Source organism: Clostridiales bacterium (assembly GCA_017569285.1).
Classification (GTDB): Bacteria; Bacillota; Clostridia; order Christensenellales; family Aristaeellaceae; genus Aristaeella.
In genome coordinates this window covers 1,628,562-1,651,399 of record CP069419.1, presented here as the reverse complement: position 1 = coordinate 1,651,399, position 22,838 = coordinate 1,628,562, and the positions used below count along the sequence as shown (strand labels likewise).

At 56.4% G+C, this 22,838-nt stretch carries 15 protein-coding genes, 3 tRNA genes and 3 rRNA genes; 15 read left to right on the top strand and 6 right to left on the bottom strand.

The features are described from left to right. Positions 1-27 precede the first annotated feature (27 nt). Positions 28-1,032, bottom strand: coding sequence for a LacI family DNA-binding transcriptional regulator (locus tag JNO48_07100; protein ID QTE66993.1), 1,005 nt, complete (start codon positions 1,030-1,032; stop codon positions 28-30). 73 nt (positions 1,033-1,105) lie between these two features. Here JNO48_07100 and JNO48_07095 point away from each other — a divergent pair, with 73 nt between their 5' ends. Continuing rightward, complete coding sequence (locus JNO48_07095) at positions 1,106-1,333, top strand: hypothetical protein (GenBank protein ID QTE66992.1); 228 nt, start codon at positions 1,106-1,108, stop codon at positions 1,331-1,333. On the opposite strand, the gene JNO48_07090 is transcribed toward JNO48_07095, so the two are convergent. After that, positions 1,317-1,796, bottom strand: coding sequence for a DNA-deoxyinosine glycosylase (locus JNO48_07090; protein QTE66991.1), 480 nt, complete (start codon positions 1,794-1,796; stop codon positions 1,317-1,319). The two genes, JNO48_07095 and JNO48_07090, sit on opposite strands and share 17 nt — an antisense overlap. On the opposite strand from JNO48_07090, the gene JNO48_07085 reads away from it, so the two are divergent. The 4 genes from JNO48_07085 (at position 1,789) to JNO48_07070 (ending at position 6,378) form a co-directional block, all read left to right on the top strand. Continuing rightward, a complete protein-coding gene (locus JNO48_07085; GenBank protein QTE66990.1) occupies positions 1,789-2,091 on the top strand; it encodes a hypothetical protein in 303 nt (100 codons plus the stop codon). The two genes, JNO48_07090 and JNO48_07085, sit on opposite strands and share 8 nt — an antisense overlap. 62 nt (positions 2,092-2,153) lie before the next feature. Then, complete coding sequence (locus tag JNO48_07080) at positions 2,154-3,182, top strand: extracellular solute-binding protein (GenBank protein ID QTE66989.1); 1,029 nt, start codon at positions 2,154-2,156, stop codon at positions 3,180-3,182. A gap of 105 nt (positions 3,183-3,287) precedes the next feature. Then, entirely contained in the window at positions 3,288-4,391 is a 1,104-nt protein-coding gene (locus tag JNO48_07075; protein QTE66988.1) for an ABC transporter ATP-binding protein, read from the top strand. 307 nt (positions 4,392-4,698) lie between these two features. Beyond that, positions 4,699-6,378 carry an iron ABC transporter permease gene (locus tag JNO48_07070; GenBank protein QTE69703.1) on the top strand — a complete coding sequence of 560 codons (1,680 nt, stop codon included), beginning with the start codon at positions 4,699-4,701 and terminating at the stop codon, positions 6,376-6,378. An 88-nt stretch (positions 6,379-6,466) separates the two neighbouring features. Here the strand turns inward: JNO48_07070 and JNO48_07065 are convergent, their stop codons facing one another. Genes JNO48_07065 through rlmD form a run of 3 tightly spaced genes read right to left on the bottom strand, consistent with a single transcriptional unit; the run spans position 6,467 to position 9,060 of the window. Then, positions 6,467-7,294, bottom strand: coding sequence for an HAD-IIB family hydrolase (locus JNO48_07065; GenBank protein QTE66987.1), 828 nt, complete (start codon positions 7,292-7,294; stop codon positions 6,467-6,469). Between the two features lie 31 nt (positions 7,295-7,325). Further along, a complete protein-coding gene (locus JNO48_07060; GenBank protein ID QTE66986.1) occupies positions 7,326-7,649 on the bottom strand; it encodes a DUF3795 domain-containing protein in 324 nt (107 codons plus the stop codon). Beyond that, on the bottom strand, positions 7,606-9,060 hold the full coding sequence (gene rlmD, locus JNO48_07055; protein ID QTE66985.1) for a 23S rRNA (uracil(1939)-C(5))-methyltransferase RlmD: 1,455 nt from the start codon (positions 9,058-9,060) through the stop codon (positions 7,606-7,608). The genes JNO48_07060 and rlmD overlap by 44 nt, the downstream gene beginning before the upstream one ends. A 152-nt stretch (positions 9,061-9,212) precedes the next feature. Between rlmD and JNO48_07050 the strand changes: the two genes are divergently transcribed. From JNO48_07050 to JNO48_07005, 10 genes are all read left to right on the top strand, one after another. Further along, positions 9,213-11,249, top strand: a complete 2,037-nt coding sequence (locus tag JNO48_07050; GenBank protein ID QTE66984.1) for a hypothetical protein — start codon at positions 9,213-9,215, stop codon at positions 11,247-11,249. A 38-nt stretch (positions 11,250-11,287) separates the two neighbouring features. Beyond that, complete coding sequence (locus JNO48_07045; GenBank protein ID QTE66983.1) at positions 11,288-12,886, top strand: hypothetical protein; 1,599 nt, start codon at positions 11,288-11,290, stop codon at positions 12,884-12,886. Between the two features lie 21 nt (positions 12,887-12,907). Then, positions 12,908-15,448: a TIR domain-containing protein gene (locus tag JNO48_07040; protein QTE66982.1), complete on the top strand. Its 2,541-nt coding sequence runs from the start codon at positions 12,908-12,910 to the stop codon at positions 15,446-15,448. A 374-nt stretch (positions 15,449-15,822) separates the two neighbouring features. Then, positions 15,823-17,366 (top strand): 16S ribosomal RNA (locus JNO48_07035). Positions 17,367-17,578: 212 nt separating this feature from the next. Beyond that, positions 17,579-17,651, top strand: a tRNA-Ala gene (locus tag JNO48_07030). 7 nt (positions 17,652-17,658) lie between these two features. Beyond that, positions 17,659-17,732 (top strand) — tRNA-Ile (locus JNO48_07025). A gap of 157 nt (positions 17,733-17,889) precedes the next feature. Further along, positions 17,890-20,784, top strand: a 23S ribosomal RNA gene (locus JNO48_07020). Positions 20,785-20,875: 91 nt separating this feature from the next. Continuing rightward, positions 20,876-20,992: ribosomal RNA gene (gene rrf / locus JNO48_07015) — 5S ribosomal RNA — on the top strand. The 16S, 23S and 5S rRNA genes sit together here with 3 tRNA genes alongside, the layout of an rRNA operon. An 8-nt stretch (positions 20,993-21,000) precedes the next feature. After that, positions 21,001-21,072 (top strand) — tRNA-Asn (locus JNO48_07010). Positions 21,073-21,453: 381 nt separating this feature from the next. After that, positions 21,454-22,134: a hypothetical protein gene (locus tag JNO48_07005; protein ID QTE69634.1), complete on the top strand. Its 681-nt coding sequence runs from the start codon at positions 21,454-21,456 to the stop codon at positions 22,132-22,134. Between the two features lie 12 nt (positions 22,135-22,146). Here JNO48_07005 and JNO48_07000 read toward each other — a convergent pair whose 3' ends face one another. Beyond that, complete coding sequence (locus JNO48_07000; protein QTE69633.1) at positions 22,147-22,734, bottom strand: hypothetical protein; 588 nt, start codon at positions 22,732-22,734, stop codon at positions 22,147-22,149. Between the last annotated feature and the right edge of the window lie 104 nt (positions 22,735-22,838).

Sequence of the window (22,838 nt, the reverse complement as noted above, 5' to 3'; positions counted from 1 at the left end):
ACTTTATTTCTTTATCTCCACCGCTTTTCAGCGGGAAAGTCCGAGAACGGTTTCGCCTTCCACCAGTTTTCCGCTGATGATTGCCTGCCGGGCGTACCACTTGTCCGGGGATTCGATCGCGCCGGACAGGAGCCGCATGCACTCTTCGGCGATTCCGGCGGTATCCTGCCGGTAGGTGGTGAGGCGGGGACGAATCATCTGCCCCATCCGGATTCCATCGTAACCGACGAGGCTGACCTGCTCCGGAACACTGATCCCCACTTCCTTCAGCGCCCACATCGCGCCGAGGCAGCTGTAGTCATCCGGGCAGAGGATGCAGGTGGCACCGACGGGATCAGCCATCAGCGACCGGATGAGGGCGGCGCACTCTTCCGGCGCGCGGAAATGCCCCTCCCGCACCGAACCTTCCGGCACGCAGAGCCCGAGCTCCGCGCAGGCCCTGTAAAACCCGGAAAGACGTTCCCGGGTGACCACACCGGCTTCCCCGGTGATATACCCGATCCGGCGGTGGCCGCGCTCCCACACGTAGCGGACGATCTGCCGCATGCTTTCCTGGTTGTCATTGCCGATGCAAATGCTCCCCTCATACAGGTGGTCAATGATGACCGAGGGCAGGGAGCCGGTGACGAGGCGGGCGACCTCGGGGGACTCAAAATCCGCCTGGATAATGATGACGCCGTCCAGGTTCCGGCAGCGGGCCTGCTCGACATAGCCCGGCTGCGTCGGATCGGGACCGCCGATCAGGGCCAGGTGGTAGCCTAGCTTTCCGGCTTCCCGCCGGAGGTCATCCAGGAGGGCGCTGAAGTATTCATGATCCAGCTTGTCCTCATACAGGACCCCGATGGTATTGGAGCGGCTGGTTTTGAGGGCCAGCGCGGCGGCGTTCGGGACGTATCCCATTTCCCGCGCGGCCTGGCGGATCACCGCGGCGGTTTTGCTGTCATCCCGCCGCAGGCCGTTCAACGCGCGGCTGACCGTCGCGATTGAAACCCCGCACTCTTCCGCAATATCCTTCAGGCGAACCAAACCCATTGTGAACGACCCTCCATGAGCCTTCTCTGAACGCATATGTGTAAACGATTGCAATATCATGATATGGCAACAGATGCGCATTGTCAAGACGCTTTTTGGCAAAAACAGGGAAAAACATGGCCAAAACAGCCAATTAACAGCTTATAAGTTGAGTGGAAACAACCATACATTTTCGGATATGCGCGCAAAAATGCAAACCTTTACGATTGTGCCGGAAATTCCCTGCCGGACAGAAAAACGGCAAACGGTTTTCCCGTTTGCCGTGAAGATCCCCCAAAAAAGGTTTACAGGTCCCGGATGACTTTCCAGGCTTCCGCCAGCCGCTCCACGCTCCACGCCGCGTTGGCGGGGCTGGTGGACGGCAGGCAGACCGCCGGACGGCCGGTCTGCGGCTCCGTATACCGCTGATAATACCGGTACGCGGTTTTCCCGTTGACGAATACCGCCCGGATATCCGCCGCGGAAAGGATCACGGACAAGTCGTTCGGAACTACATTCCGGATGCTGGCATCCGAAGAACCGGTGATATCGCAGGAACGGATGACATCCCATACGGCGATACGGTTCCGGAGCAGGAACGCTTTCTTTTCCCCTACGGTGACCGGAGGCACTTCGCCGAAGACGGCGGCGGCCACCTTCCAGAACCGGTTCTGCGGGTGACCATAGAAGAAATTCGCTTCCCGGGATTTGACCGACGGAAAGCTGCCGAGCACCAGGACCCGTGAACTGCGGTCAAATACCGGCGGAATGGGATGAATGATCATGGCCGGATTCCCTCCTGTTATCCCCTGCTTTGGCAACAGTATAGCGGCAATCGGGACAAACGGCAAATCCGGAAACCGTGATGCTGCGGGACACGGAGAACCGGCAAAACATTCTGAAAAGTTCCATAATATTCGTGTTTTGCCCCCAAAACCGGCGGTATTCCTTCCGGAATGGCAGCGGATTCCGGCTGGAACCGGCCGATCCGGACAGCCGGCGGAAAATAGTCCGGATTTGCAGCGGCTGTATACAGCCCCTGCCGAAACCGGCGATTGTTTTTTTGCAAAAAAGGTGTAAAATGAAAGCAAAGAAAACGGACAGCGAGGTCCGAAATATTCATTCAAAGGAGGGGCTTCCCCATGAAGAAATTTATTTCCATTTTTCTCGTTCTGGCAATGGTGCTGAGCGTTTCGGCTGTTTTCGCGGAAGGCGAACGCGTCCTGAATATCTGCACCCCGAACAGTGACGGCCTGCGCTCTATCTATCCCCTGTTTGAAGATGCGACCGGGATCAAGATCAATTCCGAATCCCTGGGCACCGGCGACTGCATGGCCCGTATCAAGGCGGAAAAGGAACAGGAATACTGCTCTTTCGACCTGATGTACGGCGGCAGCCTGGCCAACTATGTTGCCAACGCCGACCTGTTCCAGGAATACTATTCCCCGGAAGATGATTACCTGATGGAAGCATACCGCAACAAGCTGGGCTTCTGCACCAACTATACTGTGGACGGCAGCGTGCTGCTGGTGAACGACAAGCTGCTGGGCGAGCTGGGCATCGAGGTCAAGGGCTATGCCGACCTGCTCCAGCCCGAACTGAAGGGCAAGATCGTTTCCGCCGATCCTTCCGCTTCCTCTTCCGCTTTCTGCCAGCTGACCAACTGGCTGCTGGTGATGGGCGAAGGCGAGACCGCGGCGGAGAAGTATGAGAGCGACGCTGCCTGGAAGTATACGGAAGACCTGCTGAAGGGCCAGGATGTGAAGCTGACCTCCGGCTCCTCCGCGGTATACAAGGGAGTTATCAACGGTGAATACGCCGTGGGCCTGACCTATGAGGATCCCTGCGTCACCATGATCAAGGACGGCGCGGAGAACGTCCATATCGTATATCCGGTGGAAGGCACCGTGTTCCTGCCCGCCCAGATCGGTATCCCGAAGAACTCGAAGCACGTGGATGAGGCCATGGCGTTCATCGACTTCATGCTCTCCGAAGAAGCACAGAAGTTCCTGGCGGAGAAGACCACCAGCCGCAATATTCGTCCCGTGGAATACACCAACGAAGACATGACGCCCCTGGCGGACATCTTCCTGGCCTATGAAGACAGCGAATATGTGATCGCGCATACCGCTGAACTGAAGACCCGCGTGGCGGATATTATCAACAAGTAATCATCCCGGTATCCGGCGGTGCGCAATCGGGGTTTCCGGTTGCGCACCGGCTGTTTATGGAGGAAGCATACCGGAGACCAGTAAATCGGAAAGGATTGTTTACAGATGAGCGTTGGGATTCATTTTGACCATGTGGTAAAAAAATACGGGAACAATACGATTATTCCCGACCTGAGCCTGGACGTGAAGGAGGGGGAATTCTTTACGCTGCTGGGCCCTTCCGGCTGCGGGAAGACGACGCTTCTCCGGATGGTTGCCGGCTTCAACACCATTGAAGGCGGAACGATTTCCTTTGATTCCCAGGTGATCAACGATATTGCCCCGGCCAAGCGGAACATCGGCATGGTTTTCCAGAATTATGCGGTTTTCCCGCATATGACGGTGCGGCAGAATGTGGAATTCGGCCTGAAAAACCGGAAGCTGCCCAAGGATGAGATCAACGCGCGTGTAAATGAAATCCTGGAGACTGTCAAGATCACCGAGTATGCTTCCCGCCTGCCGGAACGGCTGTCCGGCGGCCAGCAGCAGCGCGTGGCCCTGGCTCGCGCCATCGTCATCCGCCCGAACCTGCTGCTGATGGACGAACCGCTTTCCAACCTGGACGCGAAGCTGCGGATCGAGATGCGCAACGCCATCAAGCAGATCCAGAATGACGTCGGGATTACAACCATTTACGTGACGCACGACCAGGAAGAGGCGATGGCGGTATCCGACCGGATCGCCGTAATGAACTTCGGCGTGATCCAGCACGTATCCACGCCGAAATCCATTTACCAGCGGCCCTCGAACCTGTTTGTCGCCAACTTCATCGGGCACAGCAACACGCTCAGCGCGACGGCGGACGGCGCGGCGGGAACGCTGACCTTCGGGAATGGCTATACGATGGAATACGACAACTTTGAAGGGGTTAACGGAACGCAGGACGTGAAGGTATCGGTCCGCCCCGAAGAGTTTATCATCCAGGAGAAAGGCATGCCCGGCGTAACCGCCACCGTGAAATCCAGCATCTTCCTGGGACTGATGACCACGTATTTTGTGGAGCTGTTCAACGGCGAAACCGTTGAAATCACGGAGAAGAGCTCCATTTCGAACATTATCCCCAACGGGACGGAAATCAGCCTGGGATTCGAAAAGGAAAAAATCAACATCTACACCACCGACGGCGAAAAGAGCCTGACGAAAGGAGTCATCGACGATGCGCACGCGTAATGCGATCCGTCCGCGGAAAACCGGCATTATGCTTGTCGGCATCCTGCTGCTGGTGCTCGGCATCGTGATGGCGGCCTGCGGACTGATGGGAAAGAGCCAGGCGGATTACTACGCCCGGAAAACGAACCTGTCAGACGGGGAGTGGATTGATTATGCCACCGGGAAAACGCCGGCTCCCGAACTGACGGAGGAGGATTACCGGGGCAGGAACCTGACGGCTTCCGGCCGGGCCAAGAATACTGTGCTGGAACAGCTGCAGAAGGTGACCGGCTTTGACAAAACCGTGATGCCCCTGCGGTACGTCCTGATGATCATCGGTGTCCTGGCGGTGCTGGGAGGCGCGTTCCTGCTGATCTCCCATGACGTCTGGCCGATGATTACCGTCCTGGCGATCATATTCTACCTGGTTTTCCTGATCTATCCCCTGTATATGCTGCTGCGCCAGGCGCTGCTGAACAGCGAGGGGCAGCTGTCATTTGAAATGTATGAAAAGATATTCAGCAAGGCCTATTACAGCAACGCTATCTGGCATTCGCTGCTGATTTCGGCCGTGGTGACGCTGGTATCGGTCCTCATCGCGACCCCCATGGCCTATATCATGTCGACGATGAAGATCCGGGGAGCCGGAGTCCTGCAGATCCTGATCCTCGTATCGTCCATGTCCGCACCGTTTATCGGCGCATACGCCTGGATCCAGCTGTGCGGCAGAAACGGAATTGTGACCAACCTGCTGGCGCAGATTGGAATCCAGCTGGGGGATATTTACGGATTTAAAGGCTGTGTCATTGTCATGAGCTTCCAGCTGTACAGCCTGGTGTTCATGTTCATTTCCGGCGCCTTCAAGAGTATGGACAACAGCCTGATCGAAGCCAGCGAAAGCCTAGGCTGCGCGGGGATCCGCAAGGTGTTCAAGGTGGTCCTGCCGCTGATGCTGCCGACGCTGCTGGCCGGCGCCCTGCTGGTGTTCATGCGGGCGTTTGCCGATTACGGCACGCCGATGCTGATCGGTGAAAATTACATTACCCTGCCGGTGCTGGTATACAAGGAATTCTTCAGCGAGCTGGGCGGATCGGAAAACCTGGCGGCGGCGATCTCCATTATCGCCATCGTCATTACGACCGGCGTATTCCTGCTCCAGAAATACATTGCCAACCGGAAGGTATTCTCCATCAGCGCCCTGCATCCGGTGGAAGCACACAAGGCCAAAGGCGTCCGGAACGTGCTGGCCCACCTGTACTGCTACATCATGGTCGGCATCGCGATCATGCCCCAGTGCCTGGTGATCTTCAATTCCTTCCGGAATACCAACGGCCGGATGTTTGCCCCGGGATTCTCGCTGAAGAGCTATGTGGAGGCCTTCGACACCGTGAGCAATTCCATCTGGATGACCTACCTGATGTCCACCATCTCGATTGTCGTGATTGTGGTGATCGCGTGCATGATCGCATACCTGGTGGTACGGCGCAGGAACGTTTTCAACGCGACGGTGGACGTGATGAGCATGTTCCCGGAAACCGTGGCCGGATCCATCCTGGGCATCGCGCTGCTGACCGCGTTCAACAAGCGCCCGCTCCTGCTGGCCGGCGGCATGTTCATCATGATCCTGAGCTACACCATCCGGCGCCTGCCCTATACGATCCGCTCCTCGGCGGCCATCCTCCGGAATATCTCCCCAAGCATTGAGGAAGCTGCGGTGAGCCTGGGCACCGGTCCAACCAAGACGTTCTTCCGGATTACCACCCCGATGATGATGCCCGGTGTGATTTCCGGCGCGATCCTCAGCTGGATCATGATCATTACCGAGCTGTCCACATCGATTATCCTGTACAATCCCAGCACGAAAACCATGACGCTGGAAATCTACAGCCAGGTTATCCGCGGAAATGACGGTGTGGCATCGGCAATCTCCGCTATCCTGACCTTCTCCACGATTATCGCCCTTGCCTTGTTCTTCAAGATCAGCGGCAAAAAGGAAATTACCATGTAGGAAAATGACCCAACCGGGACAAAAAGGTCCGGCCGACAGGATTGTCGGCCGGATCTTTTTATGACAGCTTCGGTTTTCCCGGATTGCTTCAGTCGCCGATCCCTTCCGCGCGGGCAATGAAACGCGCCACACTGTCCTCATCATTGCTGCCGATGATGCCCGTGGCCGCCGCTTTGACTTCATCGATGGCGTTGGATACGGCATATGCCTCATCCGCGGCGGCGAACATCGGCAGGTCGTTGACGGAATCCCCGAACACGACCAGCCGGTCCGCACCGATCTCCGCCTTCAGGCGGAGGAGGGCTTTGGCTTTGGTGCTGTTGTCGGGGCAGATCTCCAGCCAGTAATCCGGGCTGTAGGCATCCTGCTGGAAAACGACTTCCCAGCCCCGGTATTCCTTCATCCGCGCACAGGCGGATTCCAGGTTTTCCTTTCGGTCGACCAGGGTGACATATCCGGGACTCCCCGCGAACATTTCCCGCAGGGTGCCGACCGCGGCAAACCGGGGATCGTTCCGGTGCTCCTCCATATAAGCCTGCATGCCGGGGGAATGTTCTCCCTCCAGGCAGAGCTTCAACATATCATCCCCGAAGTAGGTGGATACAAACCCGCACGGGCCCAGCTCCGGCAGCCGGGTCATGAGAATTTCCATTTCTTCCGCCGAAAAAACCGCCTTCCACAGCAGCTTTCCGGTGGTGTTGTCCGCCAGGGTGGTGCCGTTCCGGATGACGGCCGGCAGGGTCATTTCCAGCCCGCCGGTGATTTCTTTTGCGCTCTGGATGGAGCGGGCGGTGGCATATGTAAACAGGACGCCCTTCCGGATCAGCCGGTTCAGCGTTGAGACCGTATACGGCGAAAGCGATTTGTCGCTCCGCATCAGCGTTTTGTCCAGATCTGAAACATACAGTGTTTTCACGCTGTTCCTCCATCTGTCCGGCACCAAAGAATTACGGATTGTACCGTTTATATTCATCCCGCATGTACATCAGGTAGGGAATGATATCGGGATTCCACGGAATCAGGTCCGGAATCCGGCTGCAGGGGAATTCTTTGCACAGGCTGCAGAACTGCACCCCGTGGTCTCGGGCACACGTGTGGATTTTACACCGGCCGGAGCCGGCCCATTCCGGAACGACCCCGTCCGCCTCCAGGCATCCGGGGCATTCCCCGGCGAGCTTTTTCGAACAGCCCGTGCAGCATTCCCCGCAGGCAGTCACCTTGGAAAAATCAATCGTCTGGTCCTGCTTTTCCACATGGTCGATTATCTTCATACAGCCTGTCCTTCCCTGCCAGCCGGCAGTGTTTTTTTTCATCCCGGGAGAACAATGCGACGGACTCGATTCCGGAGGTCCAGCAGAACATATCGACCGGCTGGACCTTCTGCACGTTATATCCGGCTTCCCGGAAGAACGCGGCATCCCGCGCCTGGGTCGCGACATTGCAGGAGACATAGACGACCCGGTCAGGACCGGCTTCGGCAATTGCCCGGATGACTTCCGGTTCCAGCCCCTTCCGCGGCGGATCCACAACGATCACATTGCAGCGGAGGCCGTCCCGGACCATGCGGGGCAGCAGCTCCTCCGCCTTGCCGGCGTGGAATTCGGCGTTCGGGATTCCGTTCCGCTTTGCGTTCTCCCGGGCGTTCTCCACCGCAGCCGGGACGACTTCAATTCCGACGGCAGAGCGGCAGTACGGGGCCATCATCAGGGTGATAGTTCCGGCGCCGCAGTAGACATCGCACAGCGTATCCTCCGGGGTCAGGCTGGCGAAGCGCAGGGCGGTTTCATACAGCTTTTCCGTCTGGGACGGGTTGACCTGGAAGAAGGCGCCCGGGGAAAGCCGGAATTCCAGCCCGCAGAGGGTATCGGAAAGTGTTTCGCTTCCATATATAATCTGGAAACGGTCGGACAGGATGACGTTGTTCCGGGCGGTGTTGATATTTGCAAACAGGCTGACGACGCCCAGCGGCTTCAGGGCTTCGGCCAGCTCCTGCTCGTGCGGCAGGGACGGTCCGTTGATGACGACGGTGACCATACATTCCCCGGCGCGGCTGACGCGGACCATCAGGTGGCGGACCAGCCCGCGGTGGGTGGTCTCATCATAGGGGGCGATGGAAAAACGTTTCATCCAGGACCGAAAGCGGGCGGCGATTTCATCCGAGGGCGCCATGGCATTCGGGCAGTTTTCGATTGGGATGACCGAATGGCTCCGGGGTGCATAGAAGCCGAGCACCGGAGCCGCGGCGGTTCCGCCCAGCGGCAGCGCGGTCTTGTTCCGGTAGGCGCGGGGATTCTCCATTCCCAGCGGCGGAAGGACTTCCACCTCCATGCCGCCGATCCGGCGGAAGCAGTCTTCGACTTGGCGCTGCTTGGCTGTAAGGGTGGCTTCATAGCGCATGTGGCGGCAGGAGCAGCCACCGCAGCGGGGGAACGCGGGACAGTCCGGATCCTTCCGGTCTGGTGAGGGAACGGCCGGCAGGCGCTCCATCCGCCCGAAGGCATAGCGCTTTTCCACCTTGACGATGCGCACATCCGTTTCTTCACCCGGCAGCAGGCCGGGAACAAAGACCGTCATGCCTTCATGGCGGCATACGCCTTCCATATCCGCACCCAGGTTTTCCGCCCGCATGGGGAAGATATCATTCTTCTGCAGAGGGATCCCGCCTTTCCGCTGTTTCCGCAAATGATTTCCGGGTCAATTCTAACAGGGAAAGGCCCGCTTGTCCATAAACGGAAAACGGGCAGATGACAAGCATTCAAACAGTATGATATAATAACCCAAACGAAAACCGGACACAGCAACAACCATCATGAAAACCCCGGGAGGGATATTGCATGAGTTATACGGCAATTGAAAAAATGCGCAGACAGAACCGGAAACGCTTCGGGGAGGACCTGGGGCCGTTCCTTCCGGCGTCTTTTGACGGGGAAGCGCGGGGCATGGACCTGAAGAGCGCCGTGCTGCGCTTCCTGGACAGGCGCTGCACCGGGCTCCGCCATGACACGGAAAAGGAAAAAACGGAGCGGACAGAACGGAAGTATTCCGGAAGAAGCCTGCGGCCCGGGCAGATCCCGTACAACATGCAGATGGACCTGGACCGGCTGTGCCTGAAAAATGAAATGGCGAAGTTCATTGACTCCGGCGTGGCGGAGGACGCCTATACGGTGTATTACGCGTTCATCGAGATGTTCATCGGGGAGGGTGGAAAGAGCCAGTCCATGGTGGAGCTGCTTTCCGAGTTTGAATCCAACGCATCCTCCCTGCTGATGAGCCACCGGGACCATTACTCCCACTCGGTGTATGTTTTTGCACTGGGGCTGGCGATCTATGAGACGAACGCATGGTTTCGGCAGGTGTTCAGCCGGTACTACGGATTTGCGGACGAAGGCCGGGGACACGCGAGCGCCTGTGCATTCCTGGAATACTGGGGACTGACGGCACTGTTCCATGACGTCGGATATCCGTTCGAGATTCCCTTTGAACAAATCCTGGCCTACTTCGAGGTGGACCGGAAAAAGCGCGGGCCGGAGAGCGTATATATCGCCTACCGGAATGTTTATCCGCTGATCCGGATTGAGGATGCGGAACGGGAAAAGCTGAAAACGCTGTATCACAACCGTGCCTTCGGGGATGTGACGGAGCTGCTGGCGGCCGTGATCACCGAAAAGCTGGGAGCCGCCTATGGATTTACGGAAGCGGAGATGGACCGGAGAATCCGCAGTAAGGCAGGAAGTCCGGAGGAAAACAACTACTATATGGACCATGCGTTCTTCAGCGCCGGGCGGCTGTTCCAGGAGCTCGCCAGGATCCTGAAGGCGGAAAAAATCGAAAAGTACCATATTGACGCGCTGTCGGCCATCATGCTGCACAACAGCCTGTTCAAGTTCGCAATCGTCGGCTACAAAACCGACGACCTGAAGGCGCCGCTGAAGGCGGAGCTGCATCCGCTGGCCTGGCTGCTGATGCTCTGCGATGAGCTGCAGTGCTGGGACCGGACGGCATACGGGCGGAATTCCCGGGATGAGCTGCATCCGATGGCTGTGGATTTCTCCTTCGCCGGTCAGAAAATCCGCGCAAAGTATTATTATGACCAAGCAGAGCAGGACAAGATCCGGGCATATGAAAAGCTGTACGATACGTGGGAAAAGGAAGACGGAAACCCCAAAACCATGCCGCGGCTGAAGGCTTACAGTGACATGGCGGAGAAGGGACAGCGCTTTACCCGGGATATCCGGCAGATTGTGGACCTGGAGAAATGCCCGCTGACGGTTTCCTGCATGACGCGCAGGGCGGATTACCGGGAAAAGCATACCTATCTTTCCACGAGCAATTTCCTTCATATTTATAATTTCGCGGTGGCGCTGCACAGCCGCTACCTGTACAGCGGCCGGACCAGCAGCGTTTCCCCGGAAAAGATGGAGAAGGATTTCAACAGCCTTTCACTGGAATACAAAATCAGCAATATCAACCAGGTCCGGGCTTTTGACCGGCACCTGAACGCAATCGGCTGCTTCTATACGGACCAGCCGGTGGACTATGAGATGCTGGGCCGGTTTACCCCGGAGATGGCCGAAGCCATCGCGCCGCTGGAGCACCTGCGCTGGGTGCGGGACCATGAGATGATGGGCTGGAGCGCCGGGGACCGATATGAAACGCTGATTCCCGGCGCGGATGACAGCGTAAAAGCCGACCTGCGGGAGCAGCTGCGCATGCACTGGAATACCCTGCCGGCGGGAAGCAGTGACGAGAAAATCCTGAAGCATTATTCCACCCTGCCGCCGGAGGTGCAGGGGAAGGATTCCCTGCCTTTCAACAGCCTGCTGCGGCTGCTGAAAAAATATGACGGAGTCCGCATTTACCGACTGAAGTGACAGAACGCCGCAACGCCGGAGAGATGGGACGGGAGCATATGAACGAAAAGAAGATACCGCTGACAATCGGAATCACCGGGCACCTGAATCCACGGATGCGGGATACCCTTGCGCTGCGGGATGCGGTGAAGCGGGAGCTGACCAAGCTCCGAACCCGCTGCCCGCATACGCCGATGGTGATGCTGTGCTCCCTGGCCCAGGGCGCGGACCTGCTTTGCGCGGAAGCGGCGGAGGAGGTAGGGGTTTCGCTGCGGGCGGTTCTCCCGATGGAACAGGCGGTATATGAAAAGGATTTTGAGCCGAAGGAACTGGCCCGGCTGCGCTGGCAGCTGGAACGGGCCCAGTCGGTCATCACCATACCCGCGGAAGCAGGAGAAGCGGAAGAAAAGGACCGGGATGCCCTGTTCCGGCAGGCCGGGCTCTATATCACGGAGCACAGCCATATCCTGCTGGCTTTATGGGACGGAAAAACCGAAAACCAGTCGGACTGCGGGACGGCCGCCATGGTGGATGCGGCGCTGCGGGGAGCCTGGAAGCCGCAGCGGGGAATGGCGTGCCGGAGGGCGGAGAACCTGGCGGTGATCCATGTGCTGACCCCCCGCGAAGGAAGCGCGGATCCGGACACCGGAACCGTGAATGTGCTGGGCGGCTGGAAAGAACTGGAAGAAATCCTGAAGCGAACCGAGGAGTTCAACCGGCTGGCGGAAACGGCGCCGGAAGGCGGGGAAAGCCTGCTGCCGGAAACGGAAAGCGCGGATCCGGTGATGAAAAAGCAGGAAGCGGTAATGCAGGCGGCGGACAGCCTGAGCCTGCTGTTTGCCCGGAGATACCGGCGGACAATGGGAATCCTGGCGGTGCTGGGCACCGCGGTCGCGCTGACGTTTCTCTTATATGATGAAGCAAACCTGACCTGGATGATCCTTCTCTGCGGAATCGCCCTGCTGGCCGCGATGGTGACCCTGAACCGGGCCAAACGGTCGGACCAGCACCGGAGGTATATTGAGTACCGGATGCTGGCAGAGGCGCTCCGGGTGCAGCTTTTCCTGCGGTACGCGGGAAGCCGGACCGAGACGCAGCGGATCATGACCTGGACCGAGCAGCAGGAAACCCCGTGGATTCTGTGCGCCATGTGCGCGCTGAATGCCGGGAAGGCGCCGGAACAGATCCGGGACATCCGGGACTGCTGGGTGGAAAAGCAGCGGATGTACCATGAGAAAGCCGGACAGCGGACGGAAGGGAAGAGCATGCGGAATGACCGGCTGCTGCACCTGGCCGGAATCTGCGCGGTGGTGTTGTACTTCGGCGGGATCCTGTTTGAGCTGCTGTGCGGCGGGCTGACCCCGCACCCGCCCCTTCCGGTGCGGAATATTGAAACCTGGCGGATGGTTTTCAAGATCCTGCTGGGCACGGTATCGTTGGGGACGCTTTTCCTGGCCAGCTATTACGGCAAGATGAGCCTGGAGCGGAAAAAGGCGGACCACCGGAAGATGGAAGCGCTCTTCCGGACGGTGGGGGCCCAGATGGAGCAGTTCGGCCAGACGGAGGAACTGATGGAGCTGCTGGCACGGGAGGAACTGACCGAGAACGGCAACTGGAGTTCCTACCAGCGGGACAACGCACCGGAGCTGAACATCTGAGGGTACGGGAGGAGTGGAAGCATGGCTTACACCTACAGCGCATTCATCAGTTACCGCCATCTGCCGGCGGACATTGAAGCGGCAAAGGCTGTCCAGCGGGCGCTGGAAACCTACCGGATCCCGGGGGATATCCGCAAAAAGACCGGCGTAAAGAAACTGAACCGCTGCTTCCGGGACCAGGACGAGCTTCCGCTGGCGGATGACCTGGGAGCCAGCATTGAAAAAGCACTGCAGGAAAGCGAATGGCTGATCGTGATCTGCTCTCCGGACCTGCCGGGTTCCACCTGGTGCCTGCGGGAGATTGACTATTTCATCAGCCTGGGCCGGAAGGACCATATTATCCCGGTACTGATTTCCGGGGAACCGAAGGATAGCTATCCACCGCAGATCACACATGAGGATGCGGAAGAAGAGACCAAAGAAGTGGAGCCGCTGGCGGCGGATGTACGCGGGAACCTGAAAAAACAGCTGAAGACGGAAAAGCTGCGGATTATCGCCCGCATGCTGAACCTGAACTTTAACGACCTGAAAAAGAGGGAGAAGGAACAGGCACTTCGGCGGGGCCTGGCCCTGGTTTCATGCGTCCTGGCGGTGGTGCTCGGCTTTGCCATCTATGCCTTGTACCAGAATCGGCTGCTGACCGAGGAGCGCAACGCGACAGCCCGCAACGCCACGGAGCTGCTGATTGAGAAGTCGGTTCAGGCAACCAGGGGCGGTGACCTGATGGGAGGCCTTACCTATGCGCTGCAGGCCTATGACGGGAGCCGGATTTTTGATACCCGGTATGATACATCCATTGCGGCGGCAATCGAGGCAGCAATTTATCCGGATGCAGGTATGCAGCTGGGCACCCTGAAGGACAACGGGGTTGTTCATGGAAGCGCTTCCATAAGTAATGACGGAATGTTGGTAACATTCCACCAGGCGGATAGCAGCCTGCCGGTTTACAATACCGTGACCGGAGAGAAACTATATTCCATCCGAAACTTTGGCCGGTACTGGGCATCCGCGTTTTCCCCGGACTGCCGGTATATCTGCCAGGGTGTTGAAGGAGATACGGAAATCATCCTTTATAACAGCGAAGACGGAACAGAGCTGGTCAGGGAAGCAATCCCCGAGGGCTGGGTGATTTCTGCCGGAAAACTCACGGTGAACAACCGGATTCCGGTAATACGGACAGAAGATAAAGCGGTCGGGCTGTTTGATCCGTTCAGCAAAGAGCTGAAAATATTGGAAGGGATCATTCTGTCGGGCGGTACATTCGATGAAGTGGTGATCCATCGGGCCGGCCGGCGCGGCGCATGGACGAATGGGGAAAAGATCTGGATGGTGGACCTGGAAAACGGAACCATCCTCCGGACGGCTGAAGGAAGCCTCTTCAATATTTTCCTGGACGTAACGGACGAAGGACCTTATTTCCGCTATACGGGAGAAGACGCGTACGTCTATCTCAGGTGGGATACTGCGGAGGAGGCCCTGCGGAGTGAATACGGCGGTGTTCTTTCCCCGGATGGGAAGCTGCTGGCATCGGGTCATGGAACCAGTGGTTTTACCGTGTATGATACGACTACCGGAGAAGTGGTGTGGAAAGATGGATTTAACAATTCAAATACGATTTACGGCCTGGCATTTGCGGACAATGATACTCTGATTGCCTCCCACGGGCAGGTGCAGATTTACACGATCAGCAGCAAAACCATACTCTATGATTCCGGGGAATCGCGGGAATCCTATGGGTTTGACATGGCAGCAGGCCGTTTGGTAATGCCCCTGCGTTCCGGCGGATGCCAGATCAATCTGGTCCCATCGGATGATGAAAACGCACTGCCGCATGTGGTCGTAGAACAACGTGAAAGCTATAATCCGGACGATATTTATTCAACAACCTTATATTATCCGCTGATGGGCAATTGGAACTGGAGCAGTTTCGGATACTTTGATGAGAACGGCCATATGGTTACAGTTGAGCGGGAGGAACCGGGACTGGTGTATTTCTTCAATGATGAGGAGTACCTTATTTATCCGACCCGCGGCATTATGGGTAACTTCATCTATATTTCCCCGGACGGGGAATGGCAGGCGCTGATCCGGGGGCAGGATGTGGATATCTTCCGCGCAAAGGAAGGTCCTGAACCGGTAATGACGATTCCGGGAACCAATTATGATCGGCTGTGTGCCGCCATATACGGGGATGTGCTTGTACTGGGTACATATGTGGAGAACCTGTCGCTGTATGACCTGAAGACCGGGGAATGTATGGGGACGCTGGATACCGGGGCGATGTGCCAGCTGCTGCAGTTTTCCGAAGATGGGAAGCATCTTATCACGCTTTCCGGCCTGGAACAGCAGGCAACGGTAATCAGCATGGAAAACCTAGCGGTGATTATGAAAATTCCGGTTCCGGAATCCGCTCGCAGGACATATGGTTTTACTGTTGGATTTAATCAGGAGGTTACGGAAGCGGTTGTCCTGCACCCGGACGGGAAAGCAGATGTGGGGCTGCTGACACCGGATCTGGATACGCTGGTAAAGAAAGCCCGGAAGTATACTGCGCCGGACTGAACTGCCGGATTTCCGTTGCTTTTTCCGGATTTTTGAAATATTATTCCGGAAGAAACCAACTGAACGTTCCACTAAATATTGGGAGGGGGATTCCGCAGGGGGCCCCACATGTTGACCGGGAGGCCGAAGCAAGGAAATTCCTTGCCTGAAGGCCTCTTTTTTTCTCAAAAAAACAGTGAAAAAGTGCTTGACAAAGGGGGGAGGGTTTGGTATATTAGTCAAGCTCGCCTGCGGGAGATAATCCCCGGAAGAGCGAAGCGAACCTTGAAAACGATACAGAGAAAGAAACGCGCAAACAAAAGGAACTGTGCAGAGATGCACAGAGAAGACAGCGAAGATTCCAAAGAGTTTAGCATCGAGAGATGTTAAGGATTAAACGGAAGAGTTTGATCCTGGCTCAGGACGAACGCTGGCGGCGTGCCTAACACATGCAAGTCGAGCGGGGACATGCGCCGGATCGGAAGTTTTCGGATGGATGTGAAGATGTATGTTCTAGCGGCGGACGGGTGAGTAACGCGTGAGCAACCTGTCCTTCACAGGGGGATAACACAGCGAAAGTTGTACTAATACCGCATAAGACCACAACGGGACATCCCGAAGGGGTCAAAGGAGCAATCCGGTGAAGGGTGGGCTCGCGTCCGATTAGATAGTTGGTGAGGTAACGGCCCACCAAGTCGACGATCGGTAGCCGACCTGAGAGGGTGATCGGCCACATTGGGACTGAGACACGGCCCAAACTCCTACGGGAGGCAGCAGTGGGGAATATTGGGCAATGGGGGAAACCCTGACCCAGCAACGCCGCGTGAGGGAAGAAGGTTTTCGGATCGTAAACCTCTGTCCTTGGTGAAGAGTAAGAGACGGTAGCCAAGGAGGAAGCCCCGGCTAACTACGTGCCAGCAGCCGCGGTAATACGTAGGGGGCGAGCGTTGTCCGGAATGATTGGGCGTAAAGGGCGCGTAGGCGGCCCGGTAAGTCTGGAGTGAAAGTCCTGTTTTAAGATGGGAATTGCTTTGGATACTGTCGGGCTTGAGTGCAGGAGAGGTAAGTGGAATTCCCAGTGTAGCGGTGAAATGCGTAGAGATTGGGAGGAACACCAGTGGCGAAGGCGACTTACTGGACTGTAACTGACGCTGAGGCGCGAAAGTGTGGGGAGCAAACAGGATTAGATACCCTGGTAGTCCACACTGTAAACGATGAATGCTAGGTGTAGGGGGTATCGACCCCTTCTGTGCCGCAGTTAACACAATAAGCATTCCGCCTGGGGAGTACGGCCGCAAGGTTGAAACTCAAAGGAATTGACGGGGGCCCGCACAAGCAGCGGAGCATGTGGTTTAATTCGACGCAACGCGAAGAACCTTACCAGGTCTTGACATCCAGTAAAACTTGCAGAGATGCATCGTGAGCTTGCTCATACTGAGACAGGTGGTGCATGGTTGTCGTCAGCTCGTGTCGTGAGATGTTGGGTTAAGTCCCGCAACGAGCGCAACCCTTATTTTCAGTTACTAACGTGTAAAGACGAGGACTCTGAAGAGACTGCCGGGGACAACTCGGAGGAAGGTGGGGACGACGTCAAATCATCATGCCCCTTATGACCTGGGCTACACACGTGCTACAATGGCCACCACAGAGAGGAGCGAACCTGCGAGGGGGAGCGGATCTCAAAAAAGTGGTCCCAGTTCGGATTGTGGGCTGCAACCCGCCCACATGAAGTCGGAGTTGCTAGTAATCGCGGATCAGCATGCCGCGGTGAATACGTTCCCGGGCCTTGTACACACCGCCCGTCACACCATGGGAGTTGGGAGTGCCCAAAGTCGGTGAGGTAACCGCAAGGAGCCAGCCGCCTAAGGCAAGACCAATGACTGGGGTGAAGTCGTAACAAGGTAGCCGTATCGGAAGGTGCGGCTGGATCACCTCCTTTCTAGGGAGAGAAAGCGGAAGCCGAAAGGCGGACGCCGAAACCGAGGTCGATATGAAAGAGAAATCTTTCATTTATAAAAAATACACGCCAAGCGTGATTATGCGGACACAACGATGTCTGCAGCATCTAAGCTGTTGACCTTAACGCGTTTGAACTCTGTATCGTTTTCAAGGCTCGCCGAGCCGCGGGCATTATACAGTGCCGAATATGTGGGGGGTTTAGCTCAGCTGGGAGAGCGCCTGCCTTGCAAGCAGGAGGTCAGCGGTTCGATCCCGCTAATCTCCACTCACGTGGGTCGCTAGCTCAGTCGGTTAGAGCACCCGCCTGATAAGCGGGAGGTCGGTGGTTCGAGTCCACTGCGACCCACACCCATTCCCTTTCCGGGAATGCGGCAAGCGCACCTTGACAACTGCACAGCGAAGAAAGATTCAGGAAAGGCCAGTTGCATCAGCAGGGAGACCTGCTGAGGTAAGGAAAATGTAAATTTTCACAAAACAATTGGTCTCAGGATCAGCGACGAAAAAATCAAGCTACAAAGAGCACAGGGTGGATGCCCTGGCACCATACGCCGACGAAGGACGTGGCAAGCTGCGATAAGCTACGGGGAGCCGCAAGCAGGCATTGATCCGTAGACATCCGAATGGGGAAACCCGGCAGTCGAAGAGGCTGTCACCGTAAGATGAATCCATAGTCTTACCGGAGGGCACGCGGGGAACTGAAACATCTAAGTACCCGCAGGAAGAGAAAATAAATAATGATTTCCTAAGTAGCGGCGAGCGAACGGGAAAGAGGCCAAACCGGGGAGCATGCTCCCCGGGGTTGTGGGTCAGCAACACGCACGCGAGATCTTAGCGGAAGAGAGATGGAAAGCTCAGCCAGAGGGGGTAACAGCCCCGTACGCGAAAAGATCAGACGGCCAGCTGAAACCAGAGTACCGCAGGGCACGAGGAATCCGGCGGGAAGCAGGGTGGACCACCATCCAAGCCTAAATACGATATGGTGACCGATAGCGCATAGTACCGTGAGGGAAAGGTGAAAAGAACCCCGGGAGGGGAGTGAAAGAGAACCTGAAACCCTGTGTTTACAAGCAGAGAAAGTACACGCGATGTACGATCTCGTACTTTTTGTAGAACGGACCGGCGAGTTACGTTATGCAGCGAGGTTAAGAACTGAAGGTTCGGAGCCGAAGCGAAAGCGAGTTTGAACAGGGCGATAGTTGCATGACGTAGACCCGAAACCGGGTGACCTATCCATGGCCAGGTTGAAGTGGGAGTAAAATCCCATGGAGGACCGAACCAGACGTCTGTTGAAAAAGGCGGGGATGAGCTGTGGATAGGGGAGAAATTCCAATCGAACCCGGAGATAGCTGGTTCTCCTCGAAATAGCTTTAGGGCTAGCCTCATGGAGTAATTAATGGGGGTAGAGCACTGAATGGGCGCGGGGACTCAAATCCTACCAAACTCTATCAAACTGCGAATACCATATAATGCAGACCATGGGAGTCAGTCCGCGAGAGATAAGTTCCGCGGGCAAAAGGGGAACACCCCAGATCAACCGCTAAGGTCCCAAAGTACACGTTAAGTGGAGAAGGATGTGGAATTGCACAGACAACCAGGATGTTGGCTCAGAAGCAGCCACACATTTAAAGAGTGCGTAATAGCTCACTGGTCGAGTGGTTGTGCGCCGAAAATGTCCGGGGCTAAAACGTGACACCGAAGCGATGGATGCGCGCAAGCGCGTGGTAGAGGAGCATTGTATGCAGGCTGAAGCCGTATCGAAAGGCACGGTGGACCGCATACAAGAGAGAATGCCGGTATAAGTAGCGAGAGCGAAGCGAGAAACTTCGCCGTCGAAAGCCCAAGGTTTCCTGGGGAAGGTTCATCCACCCAGGGTAAGTCGGGACCTAAGCCGAGGACAGCGGTCGTAGGCGATGGACAGCAGGTGTATATTCCTGCACTACCGAAGAATGAAGCAGTGACACAGAAGGATAGCCTGAGCGGGGTGATGGTCAACTCCGTACAAGCACCTAGGTTGGGAAGTAGTGAAGTACGCTCCCCTTTAAGCTGAGGTGTGATGTGGACCGAAATTAAGTAGGGAAGCAGGTGAGTTCACGCTGGCGAGAAAAGCTGCTAGTATATCAGAAGGTACCCGTACCGGAAACCGACGCAGGTGGGCGAGGAGAGAATCCTGAGACGAACGGGAGAACCCTTGTTAAGGAACTCGGCAAAATGACCCCGTAACTTCGGGATAAGGGGTGCCACGAGAGTGGCCGCAGAGAATAGGCTCAAGCGACTGTTTAGCAAAAACACAGGTATCTGCGAAAGAGAGATCTGACGTATAGGTGCTGACACCTGCCCGGTGCTGGAAGGTTAAGGGAACATGTTAGAGCAATCGAAGCATCGAACCGAAGCCCCAGTAAACGGCGGCCGTAACTATAACGGTCCTAAGGTAGCGAAATTCCTTGTCGGGTAAGTTCCGACCCGCACGAATGGTGTAACGATTTGAGCGCTGTCTCAACAGGGGGCCCGGTGAAATTGAAGTATGGGTGAAGATGCCCATTACCCGCGACTGGACGGAAAGACCCCGTAGAGCTTTACTGTAGCCTGATATTGGATTTCGGTAACGGATGCACAGGATAGGTGGGAGGCTGAGAGCCCAGGACTTCGGTTTTGGAGGAGCCGGCGTTGGGATACCACTCTTCTGTTACTGGAATTCTAACATGGACCCGTAAACCGGGTAATGGACAGTGTCAGGTGGACAGTTTGACTGGGGCGGTCGCCTCCGAAAGAGTAACGGAGGCGCCCAAAGGTACCCTCAGAATGGATGGAAATCATTCGAAGAGTGCAAAGGCAGAAGGGTGCCTGACTGCGAGAGTGACAATTCGAGCAGAGACGAAAGTCGGGCTTAGTGATCCGGCGGTATTGAGTGGAAAAGCCGTCGCTTAACGGATAAAAGCTACCTCGGGGATAACAGGCTGATCTCCCCCAAGAGTCCACATCGACGGGGAGGTTTGGCACCTCGATGTCGGCTCGTCGCATCCTGGGGCTGAAGCAGGTCCCAAGGGTTTGGCTGTTCGCCAATTAAAGCGGCACGCGAGCTGGGTTCAGAACGTCGTGAGACAGTTCGGTCCCTATCCATCGTGGGCGTAGGAGTCATGAGAGGAGCTGTTCCTAGTACGAGAGGACCGGAATGGACGCATCACTGGTGCAACTGTTGTCGTGCCAACGGCACAGCAGGGAAGCGAAATGCGGATGGGATAAACGCTGAAGGCATCTAAGCGTGAAGCCCACCTCAAGAATAAGACTCCCATTGCGCAAGCAAGTAAGACCCCCGGAAGACGACCGGGTAGATAGGTCATCGGTGGAAGTGCGGTAACGCATGGAGCTTGATGATACTAATAGGTCGAGGGCTTGATTTTACGCGTGATCTTGAGACAAATTGGTAAAAGGCAAAACTTGAATCTGAAAGCTGTGCAGTTGTCAGGGTGCGGAAATAAATAGCTCACCATTTCCGGTGGCAATGACGAAGGGGTCCCACCTGTTCCCATACCGAACACAGAAGTTAAGCCCTTCAGTGCCGATGGTACTTGACTGGTAACGGTCCGGGAGAGTAGGTCGCCGCCGGATTCCAATATTCCTCAGTAGCTCAATGGCAGAGCATTCGGCTGTTAACCGAAGGGTTGTAGGTTCGAGCCCTACCTGGGGAGCACTAAAGCCTGATCGAAAGATCAGGCTTTTTTGTGCTCCCCAGCAAATCGTAACAATGTTACGATTTGGGCGTACTTCGTCCGCCTGTAGGGCTCTTCTTCGCCCGTTTCGCACCCTCAATGGTCGTTCAAAGCGCTTGGAGCGCGCTTTGCCCTCCCTTTCGGTTGAGGAACTCGCTTCACTTCGGCTGCGCCGACAGCACACTGTGCTGACGTTCAGCTCCTTCCCCCTGGGGAGCACAGGCTCCTTCGAACTTAATTACATTGTTTCGCAACAAATGAGATTTACTTGTCCTTGTTCTGTTCAGGCAGTTGCGAATCAGAAGGGTTACAGTATAATGGATTTCGTCAAATTGTTGGAAATGATGTGAATTTCGGGTTATGGAAATGGAAGAAACGACTGTGGACAGGAAAAAGATTATCCGGCAGTGGATCCGGATTGTGCTGGGGCTGCTGGTGTTTTCCCTGGGGGTGCATCTGACAATCAAGGCCAATATCGGGCTGGCGCCATGGGATTGCCTGGGAATGGGTGTTGCGAATCATACACCGCTGAATTACGGGCTGGCGATGACGGTGATGTCGGTGATCATCCTGGGGATTGACCTGCTGCTGAAGGAACGGATCGGATACGGCACGGTGATCGACGCGCTGCTGACCGGAAATTTCGTGCAGATGTTCAATGACGTGGATTCGCTGCCGGAAAACAAAAGCATGATCCTCGGAATCGGGATCATGCTTGCGGGATTTGTGTTTATGGCGCTTGGAATGTGGATCTATATGCGCGGGGAGCAGTGCTGCGGCCCGCGGGATTCACTGCTGGTCGGCCTCGGGAAACGGCTGCCGAAGGTTCCGATCGGGGTTGTGGGAATGATGCTGTGGGTGACTGTTCTGCTGGCAGGATGGCTGCTGGGCGGGCCAGTCGGAATCGGAACACTGATCAGCGCCTTCGGCGCGGGGCTGGTGATGCAGGTGATTTACAACCTGCTCTGCTTTGAACCCCGGAAAGTGAAGCACCGGGATATCCTGACGGTGACCCGGATGCTGGTGCGGGCCGGGCAGTAAAAACGAAGGGAATCAATCCGGATAGGAGACAAGCTGAAGGGAGCGGCTGAGCGCGGCGACCTTCGAAGCCAGGGATTTCGGGACAATCATGACATACAGGCCGGTATCGGCTGCGGCATGGATCCGCACGGTATCGGCTTTTTCCATTCGGACAGACTGGGAACCGAAGAGCATCGGTCCACCGGTATTGCTGAAATGGTATCCGCCCTCCAGAAGGGACCAGGCGTCCGCCGGATAGATGCTCCGGAGGATCACTTCTTCGCCGTCTTCGGTTTTCCACCAGATGGACGCGATCCGTCCGGTACCGTCGGGAAGGGCCGCGTCCTCGGAAGAGGCGCAGTCGAACGTCATGCCGGCGGTATCGAGGAACGTCATGACCGGCACGGGAAAAGACTGGACAAGCGGCTTCATATCAGCCATGGAAGAAACCGCCAGAGCAGGAGAAGCGGTGAGCAGCGGCTGGGGAGCACCGGTCTTTTCCTTGTCCGGTTTGGGATGCGCCATAACCAGCACAAAGCATACCGCGGCAAAGAGTATGGCCGTAAGGATGCCGGAGATAATCCGGAGCACCAGGGTGACGACCTTTTTCGGGGCTTTCACGGCATCCTCCTTTCATCCGGCCGGACCGGGGCTGTATTCGTGAAAAACGCTGCCGCGCGGAAGGCGGGCATGGGTCTGTTCCGTTATTATAACGGGGGAAAAAA